This window comes from Longimicrobiales bacterium (genome assembly GCA_028823235.1).
GTDB lineage: Bacteria > Gemmatimonadota > Gemmatimonadetes > Longimicrobiales > Gaopeijiaceae > UBA2589.
Genome location: JAPKBW010000008.1, coordinates 67,276 through 82,123, shown reverse-complemented (window position 1 = coordinate 82,123; position 14,848 = coordinate 67,276). Strand labels below are relative to the sequence as shown.

Sequence of the window (14,848 nt, the reverse complement as noted above, 5' to 3'; positions counted from 1 at the left end):
GTAATGCGACGTCGACTTGCCTCACTCGGAATCATCACGCTCGCCTTTGCGGCGGGGTGTGACGCGCTCCAGGCTCAGCTCGACCCCGAACTGGCCCAGGCGGTGTCTCGTGTCACCGCACAGCTCGAGCCCGAAATTCGAAGGGCCATGCTCGATGGCACGATCCCCTCGATTGCGATCGCGATCACGGACCGGGACGGTGAACTCTGGAGCGCCGCGTTCGGTGAGTCCAACCTGTGGGCGGGAACGCCGGCATCGACCCAGAGCGTGTATCTCATCGGGTCGACGTTCAAAGCGCAGTCCACGGTCGCCCTTATGCAACAGATGGAGCAGGGCAAATTCGACCTCGACGACCCCGTTCACGACTATCTCGACGAAATGACGATTCGTGGGGAGGACCCCACGAACCCCGTCCTCTTTCGCAACCTGCTGACCCATACCTCTGGCATGCCGGTGGACTTCGGGCCACACCTCGTCTGGGGGGAGACCGCGCCGCTGGCACTGGCCGACTACCTCTCGGATTCCCTTCGGGTAGCAACGCCACCGCTCGAAGGTGTCGTGTACTCGAATATGGCCTATTCGCTGGTCGCATACATGGTCGAGAAGTTCAGCGGGACAGCTTACAAACAGTACATCCGTGAGAACGTTTGGGGACCGCTCGGAATGACGAGCACTGCCTTCGATCTACGGCCCGAGATGGAGGAGCGTCTGGTCACCCCATACGTGCCCGACGAAAACACCGGCCGCCCGGTCGCGACGGCCCGATTGAAGGCGAACGTTTGGCCGGCGGGCATCACGTACGGGACGATTCACGATCAGGCGCGCTGGCTGCGTTTCAACCTCGGCGATGGTATGGCAGGGGAGCACCGACTCCTTCAGGAATCCACGCTCGAGCTTATGCAAACTCAGCAGTTCCCCGCTATGGCAGGAGATCCGATGGGAGGTGGTTGGGGATACGAAAACCCTGGCTACGGGCTCACCTGGTGGACCACCACGAGGGGGAGCGATGCATATTTTGCCCACTCAGGAAGCCTCCCTGGCTACACGGCCTTCGTCATGGGTGACCGCGGCCGAGGCCACGGTGTCGTGTTTCTCACGAACGGGAACGCGGCCCACCCACATCTCGTGAGACTGAGCAACCTCGCACTCGATCTCCTCGCTGAAGAGCTGGGGAACCGATAGATGGCCGCTCTCCCAAGCTGGCTGGTCGACCTCGGCATAACGGTTATCCTCGCCCTCGTTGCGGCCATCGCCTATCGGCTCACGGTCCGATTGGGGCGAGGAGCCATTCGCCGGGCCGCAGCACGCACGACGGCCCAGTGGGACGATCTCATCATCGATCGAAACGTCTTCGCGCGCCTCGCGAACGCCGTACCAGCGGTCATTCTCTACTTTGGAATCGGGCCAGCTCTAGGGTTCAGCCCCGTGGATGTGTCTGCCGACGGGACGATGACGGCCTTCGTCGCCCTGGTCGTCCAGCGGGTCGCTCTGTCGGTCCTCGTGCTCAGCGCCGTCCTGTCCTTCAACGCGCTACTGGAAGCGATCAACGACATCTACAATGCCTCGTATTCGGAGGCGAATAGTCGCCCCATCAAGGGGTATCTGCAGGTGATCGGTTTGATCGCCTATATATCCGCCGGCGTGGTCATCGTCTCGATCCTCGCCGACCGGTCACCGATCGTATTCCTCTCGGGGCTTGGCGCCCTAACTGCCGTACTGATGCTGGTGTTCCGTGACACAATTTTGTCGCTGGTCGCGAGTATGCAGATTATGTCAAACGACATGATCCGGATCGGTGACTGGGTGGAGATGCCTCAATCGAACGCCGATGGAGACGTGATCGATATCGCGCTACACATCGTGAAAATCCAGAACTGGGACAAGACGATATCGACGATCCCCACGCACAAGTTCATCAGCGAATCATTCAAGAACTGGCGCGGAATGAGTGAATCAGGTGGGCGCCGAATCAAGCGAGGACTGAACATGGACCTCGCGACCGTTCGGTTCCTGACCGAAGAAGAGTTAGTGCGCCTTGGGCGTTACGAGCTTCTGCGGGGGTACATGGACGGAAAACGCGGCGAACTGGAAGCTTATGCCGCAGACAAGTCAGACATGGCGGAAGAGGTGATCCAGGATGTGCGCCGATTGACGAACGTGGGAACCTTCCGGGCCTACGTGTACGCCTACCTGAGAGCTCACCCCCTAATCCATGAAGACATGACGCTGCTTGTTCGCCAGCTGGCATCGTCCCCTCAAGGGCTTCCAATCGAGATCTACTGCTTTACGAACGACATCGAGTGGTCGAACTACGAGCGAATCCAGAGTGATATTTTCGATCACCTGCTCGCGATCCTTCCCGAGTTCGGTCTCCGTGCATTCCAGGAACCCGCCGGGTCGGACTTCAGTCGGGCCATGGCCAGTGCGGCCGTTGGCTCGAACTGACTGAGGCCTGCACCCGGACGGGGAACTTCTCCAGCTGGGTGAGCCGTTACCGTAGCTTCCTGATTCCCTCAGCCCGCCTGTCATGGATGTGCATCTCGGTCGATCGCTGACCGTTTTCGAAATCTCCTCACTACTCACCGAGGCCCGCGAGCGAACGCTGTTGCTGACGGCGGCGTTGTCGGACGAGGACCTCCGTTTGCAGCATGATCCCCTCATGAGTCCGATCGTTTGGGATCTTGGGCACATCGGCCATTTCGAAGACATCTGGCTTCGGGAGAATCTGAGGAGTGCGGATACGGGTTCCGAGGGCCTCCGTGGTATCTACAACCCGTTCGAGAACCCTCGCGCTGCTCGGGGTTCTCTCGCGCTTCCTTCGCTCACGGATTCCCGGAGATACCTCGGGGATGTGCGACGGGCCGTCCTGGAGGAACTGGATCGTGTCGACCTCTCCGGCGGGACCCGACTCCTGGAAGGGGGCTTCGTGTATCGTATGGTCTTGCAGCACGAGTACCAGCACAACGAGACCATCCTCCAGACCTTGCAGTTGAAACGTGGTGAAAAATGGTTCCCTCCTCGGCAGTTGACCTCCCCACGAGTCGCGCCAGACGCACCGCCGGCCGGCGAGATGGTCCGATTCCCTGGGGGACCGGTAATCCTGGGTACAGATGACCGATCTGCGGCCTACGACAACGAGCGACCCGCCCACCGCGTGGACATGCCTCCGTTCTGGATCGACGTTCACCCGGTCACGAATGGTGAGTATGCTGCGTTCGTTAGAGATGGGGGGTACACCCATCCGGATCACTGGTCGAACGAGGGTTGGGCGTGGCGAGAGGCCGCAGGGCTGATCGGCCCCAAGTACTGGAGTGAATCGGACGGGGAGGTCCATGAACGATTCATGGATCAGACCCTCGAGCTCGACATGGACCGCCCCGTATCGCACGTCTGCTATTGGGAAGCACAGGCGTATGCCCGATGGGCCGGGAGAAGACTTCCGACAGAGTATGAGTGGGAGACTGCCGCCAGCTGGGATCCCGACTCGGATACACCACGTGTGTACCCGTGGGGCGACGATCCGCCGACGCCGACTCGCTCCAACCTCGATGCACTTCTCTTCGAGACCACTGCCGTAGGCTCGTACCCATCGGGTCAGTCAGCTCTCGGCTGTTGGGACATGCTCGGCAACGTCTGGGAGTGGACGTCCAGCGATTTTCGTTCCTGGCCCGGCTACGAGACATTCCCATACCCGGAGTACTCGGAGGTATTTTTCGGAGACGAATACAAGGTTCTTCGAGGTGGCGCGTGGGCAACGCGTTTTGGCGCTATACGGAACACCTATAGGAACTGGGATTACCCCATTCGCAGGCAGATTTTCAATGGATTCAGGTGCGCACGTGACGACAAATAACTCAGGCTCCAGAGTTGGGGTCGATCTGCATGAGGTACTCGCCGGACTGGGCGAACCCCTCAAAAGCATTCCGTCGAAGTATCATTACGACGAACGCGGATCAGAGCTTTTCGAGGAGATCACCTGCCTTGAGGAGTACTACCCGACACGGGCAGAGCGGGCACTCCTTGAGAAGTGGATGCCTGAACTGGTCAAGGAGCTGCGGCCCGCCTCGCTCGTGGAGTTGGGTGCAGGAAGTTCAGAGAAGTCGAGGGTCGCGCTGGATGCGATGGTCGACAACGGTTGTGGCCGTGCCTACGTACCGGTCGACGTCTCCGCCGACTTTTTGACTGCAACGGCAGCTGCGCTTGAGCAGGAGTATCCGTCACTAGAGATTCTCCCCCTCGTCGCGGACATCACGGAGCCTCTGGGGCTGCCGGCGGGGTTAACCGGTCCGACTTGGGTCGCCATTCTGGGAAGCACTCTTGGCAACTTTGAAGAAGGCCCGGCGTGTCAACTGCTACAGCGCGTCGCTGCCCTTCTTCGAAAAGAGGATCGATTCCTCCTCGGTGTCGACCTGCGACCAGGGGAAGGAAAAAGCGCGGAGCGCATCGAGCTCGCGTACAACGACGCAGGGGGCGTCACCGCGGCATTCAGCCTGAACCTCCTCTCGGTCCTCAACAACGCGTTCGGATGTGATTTCGACCCCTCAGCGTTTCGACACCGATCATGCTACAACGCAGAAGCCGGCCGCATCGAGACATCCCTAGCCGCGACGTCCGAGCAGACTATTCGGTTCCAAGCCGGAGACTCGGTCCACCTAGCGGAGGGTGAGGCGATCCGCACCGAGATCAGCTGCAAGTATGATCGCCCGACAATCGACGCACTTTTTGCCCGCTCTGGGCTCATGGTCGATCGATGGATCGAAGATTCCGACGGTTACTACGTTTTGATTTTTGGTATGTCGACAGAGTGACGCTTGCCTAGAATGACGAGATGTGATTTGGAACGAGATCACGACAGGGACATATCCGCCCTAGGAATCGGACAGGGACGGACTTGTAAAAGCACGCAACCCCGAGTTCTGCAGCATCCAGCAGGCCATTGCATCAGGTCTGGTCGATTCCGTAGTCCTGAACCCACCACCTCTCCTCGATTGAGCATCTGCGGGGTGACTGTGAAGCCCTTACCGTCCCGGTCCTTCAAATTCCGGCGACCATCTTCTCCTCGGTGAGGTCGGGGCTCCCAACCAATTCTTCCTGGACCTGCTTAGCTAGCCCTTCGTCGGAGGATATTCGAGCCTCCTCGGAATTTGAGTCCGCGAGGCTAAAGCTCAGGGAACACACGATTTCCAGTAGACGGAGTAGCGGCCGATAACGAAACCTGCGATCGCCACCATCAACCCCGTCACTCCACCGATCAGGATCCCGGTGGCACCTCCCGAAATAGCTCCCTGGAACCTAGTGCTGTGAGGGGCCCGACACAGATCGGATGTCTGCCAGGCCGAGCGGGCACGTCGTCTCCTTTTTCATCACCTCGACATAACTCGTCCCGAGGGAATCGAACCGGCCGTTCCCGACGAAGTAGAGCGGAGTCAGCAACTGGCTGGCCTGTCGACGCTCCATCTTCGCGAATAGTTGAATGAGGTGATCCTGCGTGCTCGGCAGGAGTCCGGCCTCCGACTACGCCGCACCCGGGATTGCCGACGGACAGGAAATGCCTGCAGCCCAAAGGATCGGAATCCTGAAGCGTCGCATCGCGTGCTCACGGGGGAGATGGAGCGTCACCGACACCGTACGATTGTGACGATCGGGGTTTACGGCCAACCTACATCTTGGGAAGTGTGACCCCGACCTGGTTCATGTATTTGCCTTTCCTGTCAGCGTAAGCGATTTCCGGCTCTTCGTCTCCTTGGAAGAAGAGCAATTGAGCAATACCCTCACCCCCGTAGACCTTCGCCGGCAGGGGGGTCGTGTTCGAGATCTCGAGTGTGAGGTAGCCCTCCCACGTCGGCTCCAGCGGCGTGACGTTCACGATCAGCCCGCATCGGGCATAGGTCGACTTTCCGACACACAGGACCAGGACATCTCGCGGAATCCGGAAATACTCTTCGGTGCGGGCAAGCGCAAAGGAATTTGGAGGGATGATGCACTCAGGGCCCACGATGTCCACAAAGGAGCGGTCGTCGAAATGCTTCGGATCGACAACGGTGTTGTGGACGTTGGTGAACACCTTGAACTCAGGCGAAACCCGGATGTCGTAACCATACGAAGAGATGCCGTACGAAATCTTGCCGTCCCGGACTTGGCCGGTCTCGAAGGGCTCGATCATCTGCTGCTCTTCGCACATTCGGCGTATCCACTTGTCACTCTTGATCGACATCGACTGCTGTTCTCCGGGCGGGTTTGCAGGGACGCGGACCGAAGTGTTGGAAACCGAATTCCGGATCCCGCGGGGGGGGCAAGATAGGCGAGACTGGGAAGGTCGGTCAAACCGGCGAAATCCTATGAAAATACTCACTTCCTGCGGTTGACACTCCATCCGCGCGTCGGGTACCTTTTCGGCGGTCAGCATAGCTCGTGAAATATTTCACAAACCCCAGCGGCCCACATGTCGGGAGCCTATCTCCCCCTACTCGTACTCTTCTGCGTCTCCATAGTGAACGCGTTGGGTATGGTCGTCACTTCGCACATTTTCAACCCGCGTCGTGACACACCACAGAAGCTGATGCCCTACGAATCGGGCATGATCCCGCTCGGGAGTACCCGAGCGCGTTTCTCCGTGAAGTTCTATATGGTGGCGATCAGCTTCATCGTCTTTGACTTGGAGACGATCTTCCTGATCCCTTGGGCGGTCCACATGCGGGAGCTGGGCTGGAGTGCCTTCTTGTCGATGACCATGTTCGTCGCCGTTCTGGCGATCGGACTCGTGTATGAGTGGAAGAAAGGAGGTCTCGAGTGGGACTAGGTGACATTCTTCCCGGAGGTGGTGTTTCTGCCACGACCGGAGGATTTGGAGCGGAGACTCCGACATTCTTCACCAGCAAGGTCGACGCACTCATCAACTGGGGCAGAATGAACTCGCTCTGGCCGATGCCCTTCGGCACTGCGTGCTGTGCCATTGAAATGATGGCGTCGGCGGCTTCCAACTACGATCTCGCCCGTTTTGGTATGGAGCGGATGTCCTTCAGCCCACGCCAGGCGGACGTCCTGATTTGCGCTGGACGGGTCCCTTACAAGCTCGCGCCGGTCCTTCGCCGCATCTGGGACCAAATGCCGCAGCCCAAATGGTCGATTTCGATGGGTGCCTGCGCCAGTTCGGGCGGTGTCTTCGACGTCTACTCCATGGTGCAGGGAATCGACACTATCATTCCCGTGGATGTCTACATCCCGGGCTGTCCGCCGCGTCCTGAAGGACTCATCTACGGTCTGATGATGATTCAGGAGAAGATCCGGGAGGAGAGCCTTTCCAAGCACTTCGAGCATCGCGCCGAAGACCCAGCGCTCGTTGCCCTGCCTCGCGCCAGTGCGGCCGAGGTCGTAGGCCTCACGGGTCCGTTTGGAAATTCGACGCAGCAGGACCAGTTGACCGGGGGCATCATCGTGGCTCCCGACACCGTCCCCGACGACCTCCTCTCCTGACACCATGGCAGATGACAGCATTAGTGGGCTCGACGCGGTTGAGGAAGGCCCGGTTTCATCGTCCACCGACAGTGGAGGTGGCCAGGGGTCTACGGGGTCACCGGACGAACACCCGACGCTTGCGGCGCTTCTTGACCGATACCCGGATGAAATTGTCCGCTATCGACTGAACGCTGGTGACCAGTATGTCGTGTGGATGAAGCCGGATCGCAGCCACGAGATCCTCGAATGGTTGAAGGATGACCCGGACCACTTGTACGACATGATGTCCGACGTCACGGGCCTCGACTATGGGAACGGCCGTCCCATCAATGTCGTCTACCAGATGTACTCGACGACTTATAAGCTCGCTCTGCGCATCCGGTGTGAACTCCCGCTTGATGCCCTCGAGATCGATTCCGTCGTGGACCTCTGGCAGGCCGCCAACTGGCTTGAACGAGAAGTCTATGACCTATTCGGGGTAACCTTCCGAAATCACCCGGACCATCGCCGAATCTTGATGCCGGACGATTATGCGGAAGGCCATCCGTTACGGAAGGACTTCCCGCTCCGCGGACGCTTCTCTCGGGCCGAGCAGACGCGTCGGGCACTGAACCAGAATGTAGAGCGCTTCTATCTCGCCGAGGACCTCGTTCGTGGTGGTGCCCCCCAGGAAGTAGCAGCCGCCGAAGTCGGCGGAGCGATCAGTCCCAGTGAATCCGGCGGGGGAGAGACCTGATGTCCAGCAACACCGTCGAGTTCAATATCGGACAGGGTCGGGAGATGGGTGTGGGTGGGGCAGGGACTCCGAGTCCGCTCGCGCCCTTCGACATCCCGGAGCCCGATATTGGAACGGAGCGCATGCTCATTAACCTCGGGCCACAACACCCTGCGACGCACGGTGTACTTCGTCTCGTGTGCGAGCTTGATGGTGAGACCGTAACCGAGATCGTACCACACATCGGCTACCTGCACTCATCGTTCGAGAAGCTCGGCGAGTACCGGACTTGGAACCAGATTGTCCCGCTCACTGACCGGATGGACTACCTCGCGCCGCTGATCTACAACTGCGCGTACGTCATGTCCGTCGAGAAGCTCATGGGCATTGAGGTCACGGAGCGCTGCAAGGTCGTCCGAGTCATCCTCATGGAGCTGGACCGAATCTTCGGGCACCTCCTCTGGCTCGGGACCACTGCGATTGATGTGGGCGCGTTCACCCCCTTCCTGTATTCGTTCCAGCAGCGCGAGAAGATCTACCAGCTACATGAGGCGCTAACTGGTGCCCGGATTACCACATCCGCAACGCGTGTTGGTGGTATGATGGCTGATCTCCCGAAGGGCTGGCTTGATCAGCTCGTCGAATTTCTGGATGAGTTCCCTAAAACCCTGGGTGAGGTGCACCGCCTTCTTACCGGGAACCAGATCCATATCGGGCGAACGCAAGGCATCGGATCGATTTCTGCCGCTGACGCCATCAACTACGGCTTCACAGGCCCGAATCTGCGTGCCGCTGGCGTGGCCTACGATGTTCGCAAGGATCGCCCTTACTACGACTACGAAACCTACGATTTCGAAGTCCCGATCGGTGAGCACGGCGATTGCTATGATCGCTACCTGTGCCGGATGGAGGAGATGACACAGTCCGTGGGTCTCCTGCGTCAGGCAATGAAGCGTTTGCCCGATGGGCCGATCAACGTGGAAGACCCGAACATCTCTCTGCCTTCCAAGACGGATGCGATGTCCGACATGGAGAGCATGATTCATCACTTCAAGTTGATCACCGAGGGCATTCCTGCCCCCGAGGGTGACTGCTATATGGCAATCGAGGCATCCAAGGGCGAGCTCGGCATGTACGTGGTTGCGGAAGAGGGGAGCACAAAGCCAGTGCGGTGGCGCGTTCGTCCGCCGTCATTCGTGAACCTTTCGGTGATCCCGAAACTCGCGACAGGGCACCTCTTGTCTGACCTAATCATGATCAACGCCAGTCTCGACATCGTCTTGGGTGAGATCGACAGATGAGCGATATCCCCTTCAAGAACCCGGGCTGGGCCGGAAACACCGGTGAATTCGACCTCACGGAAGACCAGGTCCGCGGTGATGACTTTGTCGGAAATCGACCCGCCCACGGAGGACATGCGTCAGGTGCGGGAACCCTTCCATACATGCTCGCAGACAAGCAGCCGGAAGCACCGCTTTTCGAGGGTGAGTATCAGGAGCGATTCGAGAAAATCCTTACGCGCTATCCCACCAAACAGGCTGCTCTTTTGCCAGCGCTCGGTTTGGCGCAGGAGCTGCGGGGGCATGTTAGCCCCGAGTCCATGGATCGTGTCGCGGAGCTACTGGAACTGTCACCGGCGTATGTACGAGGGGTGGCCACGTTCTACACGATGTACAACAAGCGCCCTGTGGGCCGACACCTCGTTCAGGTCTGCACGAATATCTCCTGCAATCTGGCGGGTGCCGACGAGGTCGTAGAGGCGTTCCTCCGCTACACCGATACCGAATTGGGCGAGACATCTGAAGACGGTGAGTTCACCGTCATTGAGGCCGAATGCCTGGCAGCGTGCGGCTATCCGACCTGCGTACAGATCAACTCGCGATATTTCGAGAACGTGACCCGTACCGAGGTGCCTAAGATTTGTGAGCACCTCAAGGGACAGGGGGAGTAGTCGATGGCCTACCCATACGTTTCCGAGCATGAAGTCCAAGTACTCAGCAAGTACTTCGGTGACCCGATGCAGCGTCGCATCGACACCTATGTCGAGCGAGGCGGATACCAGGCCCTGAAGAAGGCGTTCGAATTGGGCTCGGAGGGCGTGGTGAACACGGTGAAGGAATCGGGCCTGCGCGGCCGAGGTGGAGCTGGCTTCCCGACGGGTGTGAAGTGGTCGTTCATGCCAAAGGAGTCGGGAAGGCCACACTATCTGCTTTGCAACGCAGATGAGTCCGAGCCTGGCACATTCAAGGATCGCGAGCTCATGCGGTGGGATCCGCACCAGCTCATCGAGGGGTGCCTCATCGGCGCCTACGCGATTGGAGCGCAGCATGTCTATATCTACTGCAGAGGCGAGTTCTTCGAAGCCAATCAGGTACTAGCCCGAGCGGTAGAGGACGCCTACGCCAAGGGGTACCTCGGCAAGGACATCATGGGCTCGGGTAATGACCTCGACCTCACGGTGCATCAGGGGGCTGGTGCCTATATTTGCGGTGAAGAGACCGGTCTAATGAACTCACTCGAAGGCCGCCGTGGGGAGCCTCGCGTGAAGCCACCGTTTCCGGCTGCTGTGGGCGCCTTTGGCATGCCATCGACCATCAACAACGTCGAAACCCTTTGTGCGATACCGCACATCGTGACGAATGGCGGCGCGTGGTATCGTCAGTACGGCACAGAAAAGAGCCCTGGTACAAAGCTTTTCTGCGTTAGCGGACACGTGAACAAGCCCGGCAATTACGAGCTCCCCCTCGGCTTCCCGCTCATGAAATTGATCGAGGAAGTGTGTGGTGGGATGCGCGATGGCAATGCGCTCAAAGCGGTGATTCCCGGGGGATCTTCAGTCCCGATCATCAATGCCGAAGAAGCTGGTCGGTGCACGCTCGACTACGAAGGCTGTGTCGAAGTCGGCACGATGCTCGGCTGCGCCTCCGTCATCGTGATGGACGAGACCGCCGACATCGTGAAGCAGGTTCGACGCATGGTCGACTTCTATGCACATGAGTCATGCGGCCAGTGCACACCGTGTCGCGAAGGTTCGGCTTGGACTGCCCAGATTCTTCGGCGCATCGAGGATGGCCGTGGCACCGAGGGCGATCTAGATACGCTCATGCAGATGACGCAACAGATGGTCGGAACCACGATTTGTGTGCTTAGTGACTCCGTCGCGGCTCCAGTACAATCGTCCATCGAGAAATTCAGAGATGAGTACCTGTCGTTGATCCGTCGCGGTGAAAGAGTGGGGGCTGCGTGATGGCCGCGATGGTCAATCTCACGATCGATGGCCACGAGGTCTCGGTTCCGCGGGGAACCACGATTCTCGAAGCCGCCAAGACGATCGGGTCGGAGGTGCCCCATTACTGCTACCATCCCGGGATGTCCTCTCCGGCGATGTGCCGCCTCTGCCTGGTAGAGGTGGAGGGTGCGCCGAAGCCGATGCCGGGGTGTGTCACCACCGTCATGGACGGTCAGGTCGTCAACACTCAGTCCGAGCAGGCGAAGAGCAACCGCCAGGGCGTGCTCGAGTTCTACCTCGTCAATCACCCGCTCGATTGCCCGATCTGCGACATGTCGGGCGAGTGCGATCTTCAGGATTACGTCCACGCAGAGGGTCGTGAGCACGGACGTGGGCGCGAACCCAAGCGGGTTTTCGGCCGCGACGATTTCGGTGGGGATATCCTGTTCTACGGTGACCGATGCGTGATGTGCACGCGCTGTGTCCGCTTCATGAGTGAGGTCGAGCAAGACCATCGACTGACGGTGGTTGAGCGAGGCAATCGCTCGGTGATCGACACGTTCTTTGACGAGGGACTCGAAGGCACGAACTGGCACGGCAACATCGTCGACATTTGCCCGGTCGGCGCGCTGGTCTCCAAAGACTTTTTGCACAAAGCCCGGGCATGGGACCTGACGCACACTCCGTCGGTCTGCACGAGCTGCTCGCAAGGTTGCAACATCGACCTGCATTCCCGAGACAACCTGGTTCAGCGAATCAAGCCACGTGAGAACCTTGACGTAAACGCCTGGTGGATTTGCGATTACGGGCGCCACAACTATGAATGGATGAATCAAGGCAACCGACTGGATGAGCCGCTCGCACGAGTCGATTCCTTATCGGAGGCATCAGGTTGGAAGGACGCCCTCAAGGGCCTCCTCGACAGGGTAGATGGCCTCGACAACGTGTCGGTCAAGGCAGTCGCCTCGCCCTTTTCCTCCAACGAGGACCTGGCCGCCCTCTCGAGTGTGGTGGACGCCCTTGGCGGGGGTGACATCGTGTATCGCTCTTCTGCAGCAGGAGATGAAGTTCCGCTGAAGGGCTTCCCGCAGTTGGTGCGACGGAAGGACCTCTCGCCGAACGCTACCGCGGCCGACCTCATGAACATGACAAGGGTTGGTGCGGATGACGCATCCGGAGGGCTCGAGTCGGTCGCCGGGCATGACGGCATCGTCATCGTTCTCGGCGATTCACTACCGGATCAGCCGGTGGACTTCGGTGAGAACGCTGGCCTCTATATTTACCTCGGAACCCATGACAGCCCTGCAGCGTCGAACGCGGACTACGTTCTTCCCGTGACGAGCCACGCTGAATCGGAAGGCACCTTCACGAACTTTGAGGGCCGGGTGCAGCACTTTGACGGCGCGCTTCAGGCCCCCGGCATGTCACGCCCGGCGTGGCTCATTCTCGGAGCGTTGAGCGCTGAGCGGTCCAGTGGGGACATCTTCCGCTGCGCGGCTGACGCGTTCGCTTCTGTCGGAAAGCAGGTGCCCGCATTTAGCGGCATCAGCTACGACGATGTTGGGTCCCGCGGGGCCGTCATCAACGAATCCGTTTCCTTGACGGGAGACTGAGGGGTATGGGCTTGCAACCGATCGAGGGCCTGCCGGCGATCATCGCCATGGTGCTGAAGAACACTACCATTTTTGGTCTCGTGATTGTGGTGGTGGCGTACGCGACGCTTGCCGAGCGACGAGTCTCGGCCTTTATCCAGGATCGCCGCGGACCGAACCGTGTCGGTCCGTTCGGGCTTCTTCAGCCGCTCGCGGACGGCGTGAAGAACATCCTCAAGGAGGAAACGCTGCCGGCTACGGCCTCGCGTTTTTTCTTCGTGCTCGCACCAATTCTAGTGCTGGTCCCTTCGCTGATGACCTTCGCGGTCATTCCGATCGCCGCTCCGTTGCCAACGCCATGGGGTGTGGTCGACATGGTCATCGCGGACGTTCCCATCGGCATCCTCTACGTGCTGGCCTTCAGCTCTCTCGCCGTATATGGGGTCGTGCTGGGCGGGTGGGCATCGAACAACAAGTATGCGTTCCTTGGCGGGCTGCGGGCTTCGGCCCAGATGGTCAGCTACGAAGTCGCGCTCGGTCTGTCATTGATCGCAGTCCTCATGATGTCTGGGAACGTGACCCTGACCGAGATCATCTGGAAGCAACAACAGCTTGGAATGTGGTACGCGTTCCCGCTTTCATTCGCGTTCATTCTGTTCGTGATCTCAGCGTTTGCGGAGACCAACCGACTTCCGTTCGATATGCCAGAGGCGGAGTCCGAGCTTGTCACAGGCTATCACACCGAGTACTCGGCCATGAAGTTCTCGGCTTTCATGATCTCCGAGTTCGGCCACATGGTGACGGCTTCCGCCCTCATGGCGACGCTGTTTCTCGGCGGATGGGACTTGCCCGGGACCTGGGATGATGCGTTTTGGCTCAACGGGCAGCTCATCAGAGGCTTCGCAGCGGACGGCAGCGTGATCCTCGCACAGCCCAGTCTGCTGAAGACACTGGCGACGTTCGGAGGCTTCGCGGCGAAGACAGGACTCTTCCTGCTGCTCTACATTTGGATTCGGTGGACGCTACCTCGGTTCCGTTATGACCAGGTGATGGCGTTGGGCTGGAAGGTCATGCTGCCGACCTCACTCGCCTACGTCATGCTCGTCGCAATGACGATCCTGGTCATTGAAGAAGTGGGTATGACATATGGCTTCACTTACGGCCTGGTGCTGACCGCAGTGAGTGGCGCCGCCACGTTCGCTTTCATGTTCTTCCTCGACCGTGGTCGCACAATCACGGGTGGGGCAGCTCAGCGTGCTCAATTGGTCGAGATCAAGACGATTCCTCAGGCAATGGCGGCGCGAGAAGCCTCCAAGCAGCCTGAGCCAGCCACTGCCGGAGACTGATCAAATGACGATTTCTGTCAAAGTGATGCACCGGCCGGACCCGGATACAACGTCGTATCTGCGAGCCGCGCTGAGCGGAATGGCGTTGACCTTTAAACACATGGTCAATCCCAACAAAATCACACAGCAGTACCCGGAGGAGCAGACGGACCTGAGCCCCCGATGGCGCGGCACGCACGTCATGGAAACCCATGCGGACGGTCGACCAAAGTGCGTGGCTTGTGGCCTGTGCCCGACGGTATGCCCAGCAAACTGCATCCGCCTCGTCGGAGGTGAAGACGACCAAGGGAATCGTTACCCGATCGTCTACGAGATCGACGAATTTCGCTGTATTTTTTGCGGCATGTGCCAGGAAGTGTGCCCTGTTGAAGCGATTCATGTGGGCCAGCATTTCGAGAATGCCGAATACACGCGAGACCGATTCGTCTACGACCTGGATCGACTCATGGAGCAAGACCACCCGTCCACACTTCTCTGGGATCCCTCGGATCCCGACTCGGAGTAACGGCCG

13 protein-coding genes and 1 pseudogene are annotated in these 14,848 nt (G+C 59.3%); 13 read left to right on the top strand and 1 reads right to left on the bottom strand.

Translation table 11 applies throughout. The features are described 5' to 3' along the window. The first annotated feature begins 3 nt into the window (after positions 1-3). The 4 genes from OSA81_06565 to egtD all read left to right on the top strand — a co-directional run bounded on the left by OSA81_06565 (position 4) and on the right by egtD (position 4,808). Positions 4-1,182, top strand: coding sequence for a serine hydrolase (locus OSA81_06565; protein MDE0898660.1), 1,179 nt, complete (start codon positions 4-6; stop codon positions 1,180-1,182). After that, the gene (locus OSA81_06560) at positions 1,183-2,445 is read left to right on the top strand and encodes a mechanosensitive ion channel (protein ID MDE0898659.1); all 1,263 of its coding nucleotides are present in this window, start codon (positions 1,183-1,185) and stop codon (positions 2,443-2,445) included. It abuts the gene before it with no gap. A gap of 82 nt (positions 2,446-2,527) precedes the next feature. Further along, on the top strand, positions 2,528-3,853 hold the full coding sequence (gene egtB / locus OSA81_06555) for an ergothioneine biosynthesis protein EgtB (GenBank protein ID MDE0898658.1): 1,326 nt from the start codon (positions 2,528-2,530) through the stop codon (positions 3,851-3,853). Next, positions 3,840-4,808 carry an L-histidine N(alpha)-methyltransferase gene (egtD, locus tag OSA81_06550; protein MDE0898657.1) on the top strand — a complete coding sequence of 323 codons (969 nt, stop codon included), beginning with the start codon at positions 3,840-3,842 and terminating at the stop codon, positions 4,806-4,808. The genes egtB and egtD overlap by 14 nt, the downstream gene beginning before the upstream one ends. Before the next feature lie 851 nt (positions 4,809-5,659). Here egtD and dcd read toward each other — a convergent pair. Further along, complete coding sequence (dcd, locus tag OSA81_06545; GenBank protein MDE0898656.1) at positions 5,660-6,214, bottom strand: dCTP deaminase; 555 nt, start codon at positions 6,212-6,214, stop codon at positions 5,660-5,662. Between the two features lie 228 nt (positions 6,215-6,442). Here dcd and ndhC point away from each other — a divergent pair, with 228 nt between their 5' ends. The 9 genes and pseudogenes from ndhC to OSA81_06500 all read left to right on the top strand — a co-directional run bounded on the left by ndhC (position 6,443) and on the right by OSA81_06500 (position 14,842). Beyond that, entirely contained in the window at positions 6,443-6,799 is a 357-nt protein-coding gene (ndhC, locus tag OSA81_06540; protein MDE0898655.1) for an NADH-quinone oxidoreductase subunit A, read from the top strand. Positions 6,800-6,867: 68 nt separating this feature from the next. Continuing rightward, a pseudogene (locus OSA81_06535) lies at positions 6,868-7,293 on the top strand (NADH-quinone oxidoreductase subunit B). Positions 7,294-7,477: 184 nt separating this feature from the next. Next, complete coding sequence (locus OSA81_06530; GenBank protein MDE0898654.1) at positions 7,478-8,191, top strand: NADH-quinone oxidoreductase subunit C; 714 nt, start codon at positions 7,478-7,480, stop codon at positions 8,189-8,191. Beyond that, positions 8,191-9,471 (top strand): NADH dehydrogenase (quinone) subunit D, encoded by a 1,281-nt coding sequence (gene nuoD, locus OSA81_06525; protein MDE0898653.1) that lies wholly within the window; start codon positions 8,191-8,193, stop codon positions 9,469-9,471. The genes OSA81_06530 and nuoD overlap by 1 nt, the downstream gene beginning before the upstream one ends. Beyond that, entirely contained in the window at positions 9,468-10,121 is a 654-nt protein-coding gene (locus tag OSA81_06520) for an NAD(P)H-dependent oxidoreductase subunit E (protein ID MDE0898652.1), read from the top strand. Before nuoD ends, OSA81_06520 begins: the two co-directional genes overlap by 4 nt. A gap of 3 nt (positions 10,122-10,124) precedes the next feature. After that, complete coding sequence (gene nuoF, locus OSA81_06515) at positions 10,125-11,417, top strand: NADH-quinone oxidoreductase subunit NuoF (protein MDE0898651.1); 1,293 nt, start codon at positions 10,125-10,127, stop codon at positions 11,415-11,417. Between the two features lie 8 nt (positions 11,418-11,425). Beyond that, on the top strand, positions 11,426-13,012 hold the full coding sequence (locus OSA81_06510) for a 2Fe-2S iron-sulfur cluster-binding protein (protein MDE0898650.1): 1,587 nt from the start codon (positions 11,426-11,428) through the stop codon (positions 13,010-13,012). 5 nt (positions 13,013-13,017) lie between these two features. Next, complete coding sequence (gene nuoH, locus OSA81_06505) at positions 13,018-14,337, top strand: NADH-quinone oxidoreductase subunit NuoH (GenBank protein ID MDE0898649.1); 1,320 nt, start codon at positions 13,018-13,020, stop codon at positions 14,335-14,337. 4 nt (positions 14,338-14,341) lie between these two features. Then, positions 14,342-14,842, top strand: coding sequence for an NADH-quinone oxidoreductase subunit I (locus OSA81_06500; protein MDE0898648.1), 501 nt, complete (start codon positions 14,342-14,344; stop codon positions 14,840-14,842). Positions 14,843-14,848 lie beyond the last annotated feature (6 nt).

Bases quoted from the DNA above. Each gene is read 5' to 3' on its own strand.
- ndhC (MDE0898655.1), top strand. From the start codon at position 6,443: ATGTCGGGAGCCTATCTCCCCCTACTCGTACTCTTCTGCGTCTCCATA.
- OSA81_06560 (MDE0898659.1), top strand. From the start codon at position 1,183: ATGGCCGCTCTCCCAAGCTGGCTGGTCGACCTCGGCATAACGGTTATC.
- OSA81_06530 (MDE0898654.1), top strand. From the start codon at position 7,478: ATGGCAGATGACAGCATTAGTGGGCTCGACGCGGTTGAGGAAGGCCCG.
- OSA81_06510 (MDE0898650.1), top strand. From the start codon at position 11,426: ATGGTCAATCTCACGATCGATGGCCACGAGGTCTCGGTTCCGCGGGGA.
- OSA81_06500 (MDE0898648.1), top strand. From the start codon at position 14,342: ATGACGATTTCTGTCAAAGTGATGCACCGGCCGGACCCGGATACAACG.
- nuoD (MDE0898653.1), top strand. From the start codon at position 8,191: ATGTCCAGCAACACCGTCGAGTTCAATATCGGACAGGGTCGGGAGATG.
- OSA81_06520 (MDE0898652.1), top strand. From the start codon at position 9,468: ATGAGCGATATCCCCTTCAAGAACCCGGGCTGGGCCGGAAACACCGGT.
- egtB (MDE0898658.1), top strand. From the start codon at position 2,528: ATGGATGTGCATCTCGGTCGATCGCTGACCGTTTTCGAAATCTCCTCA.
- nuoF (MDE0898651.1), top strand. From the start codon at position 10,125: ATGGCCTACCCATACGTTTCCGAGCATGAAGTCCAAGTACTCAGCAAG.
- nuoH (MDE0898649.1), top strand. From the start codon at position 13,018: ATGGGCTTGCAACCGATCGAGGGCCTGCCGGCGATCATCGCCATGGTG.
- dcd (MDE0898656.1), bottom strand. From the start codon at position 6,214: ATGTCGATCAAGAGTGACAAGTGGATACGCCGAATGTGCGAAGAGCAG.
- OSA81_06565 (MDE0898660.1), top strand. From the start codon at position 4: ATGCGACGTCGACTTGCCTCACTCGGAATCATCACGCTCGCCTTTGCG.